The 2,500-nt window shown below is 54.3% G+C and carries 1 rRNA gene; it reads left to right on the top strand.

Annotated features, from left to right (window positions below):
• Window positions 1-132: 132 nt before the first annotated feature.
• Window positions 133-2,500, top strand: a 23S ribosomal RNA gene (locus tag GRO01_RS13205); the annotation flags it as partial.

The following is a 2,500-nucleotide window of genomic DNA, read 5'->3' as shown; positions in this document are numbered from 1 at the left end:
TAAGGAAATGGGAAAGCATTCAGACAGCGTGAAGAAAAGTGTGACTGACACCGCATAAGTGTGGAAGTCGGCAACATCTTTGTGGTGTGGCTGGTTTCTGTGCATGTGTCTTCATCTTCGGATGAAGAATGGTGTGAGAATGAGAAGGGCGTTCGGTGGATGCCTTGGCACTAAGAGGCGATGAAGGACGTGGTACGCTGCGAAAAGCCATGGGGAGCCGCGAACAGGCTTTGATCCGTGGATGTCCGAATGGGGCAACCCCCTCGCAAGAGGATCATGCACTGAATACATAGGTGTATGAGGCAAACCCGGGGAACTGAAACATCTCAGTACCTGGAGGAAAAGACATCAACAGAGATTCCGCTAGTAGTGGCGAGCGAACGCGGAGCAGGCCAATGCCTGATCAGGAAGAAGCTGAACGGTCTGGAAAGTCCGGCAAGAATGGGTGATAGCCCCGTAAGCGTAGTGTTCTGATGAGGATTCGAGTAGGGCGGGGCACGTGAAACCCTGTCTGAACATGGGGGGACCACCCTCCAAGCCTAAATACTCCTTAGTGACCGATAGCGAACAAGTACCGTGAGGGAAAGGTGAAAAGCACCCCGATGAGGGGAGTGAAAGAGACCTGAAACCGGACGCCTACAAGCAGTCGGAGCCTCTTATGGGGTGACGGCGTACCTTTTGTATAATGGGTCAGCGAGTTTCTGTTTGCAGCGAGCTTAAGCCGTTAGGTGTAGGCGTAGCGAAAGCGAGTCTGAATAGGGCGAATGAGTTGCTGGCAGAAGACCCGAAACCGAGTGATCTAGCCATGGCCAGGCTGAAGGTGCGGTAACACGCACTGGAGGGCCGAACCCACGCCTGTTGAAAAAGTCGGGGATGAGCTGTGGCTAGGGGTGAAAGGCCAATCAAACTCGGAGATAGCTGGTTCTCCGCGAAATCTATTGAGGTAGATCGTCGGGTGTTTACCCTGGGGGGTAGAGCACTGGATGGGCTAGGGGGGCCCAAAGCCTTACCAAACCTAACCAAACTCCGAATACCCAGGAGTATAGCCCGGCAGACAGACAGTGGGTGCTAAGGTCCATTGTCGAGAGGGAAACAGCCCAGACCACCAGCTAAGGCCCCTAAATCGTGGCTAAGTGGGAAAGGATGTGGGGATTCCAAAACAACCAGGAGGTTGGCTTAGAAGCAGCCATCCTTTAAAGAAAGCGTAATAGCTCACTGGTCTATTAGAAACCCTGCGCCGAAAATGTAACGGGGCTCAAGCCACGTGCCGAAGCTGTGGGTGCATACTTTGTATGCGCGGTAGCGGAGCGTTCCGTAAGTCTGCGAAGGAGACGGGGTGACCCTCTCTGGAGATATCGGAAGTGCGAATGCTGACATGAGTAGCGACAAACAGTGCGAGAAACACTGTCGCCGAAAGTCCAAGGGTTCCTGCGCAAGGTTAATCCACGCAGGGTGAGCCGGCCCCTAAGGCGAGGGCGAGAGCCGTAGTCGATGGGAACCAGTTGAATATTACTGGGCCTGCCAGAAGTGACGAATGAGAGATGTTGTCTGTCCTTAACGGATTGAACAGGCTTTTCAATCATTCCAGGAAATAGCTCTGGCGTATAGACCGTACCCGAAACCGACACAGGTGGACTGGTAGAGAATACCAAGGCGCTTGAGAGAACGATGCTGAAGGAACTAGGCAAATTGCTCGTGTAACTTCGGGATAAACGAGACCCAACCGTGGGCAACCATGATTGGGTGGCACAGACCAGGGGGTAGCGACTGTTTAGTAAAAACACAGGGCTCTGCGAAATCGTGAGATGACGTATAGGGCCTGACGCCTGCCCGGTGCCGGAAGGTTAAGAGGAGGTGTGCAAGCACTGAATTGAAGCCCCGGTAAACGGCGGCCGTAACTATAACGGTCCTAAGGTAGCGAAATTCCTTGTCGGGTAAGTTCCGACCTGCACGAATGGCGTAACGACTTCCCCACTGTCTCCAGCATCGACTCAGCGAAATTGAATTCCCCGTGAAGATGCGGGGTACCCGCGGTCAGACGGAAAGACCCTATGAACCTTTACTGCAGCTTTGCAGTGGCATCAGAGACATTCTGTGTAGGATAGGTCGGAGGCTTTGAAACCAGGGCGCCAGCTCGGGTGGAGCCATCCTTGAAATACGACCCTGAATTTTTCTGATGTCTAACCGAGACCAGTAAGCCTGGTCCGGGACCCTGCATGGTGGGCAGTTTGACTGGGGCGGTCGCCTCCCAAAGTGTAACGGAGGCGCGCGATGGTGGGCTCAGGCCGGTCGGAAACCGGCTGTCGAGTGCAATGGCATAAGCCCGCCTGACTGTGAGAGTGACAGCTCGATCAGAGACGAAAGTCGGCCATAGTGATCCGGTGGTCCCACGTGGACGGGCCATCGCTCAACGGATAAAAGGTACTCTAGGGATAACAGGCTGATCTCCCCCAAGAGTCCACATCGACGGGGAGGTTTGGCACCTCGATGTCGGCTCATC

This window comes from Gluconobacter roseus NBRC 3990, assembly GCF_006538885.1.
GTDB classification, from domain to species: domain Bacteria; phylum Pseudomonadota; class Alphaproteobacteria; order Acetobacterales; family Acetobacteraceae; genus Gluconobacter; species Gluconobacter roseus.
The sequence above is the reverse complement of the archived record's forward strand: the minus strand, read 5'-3'. Positions and strand labels throughout refer to the sequence as shown.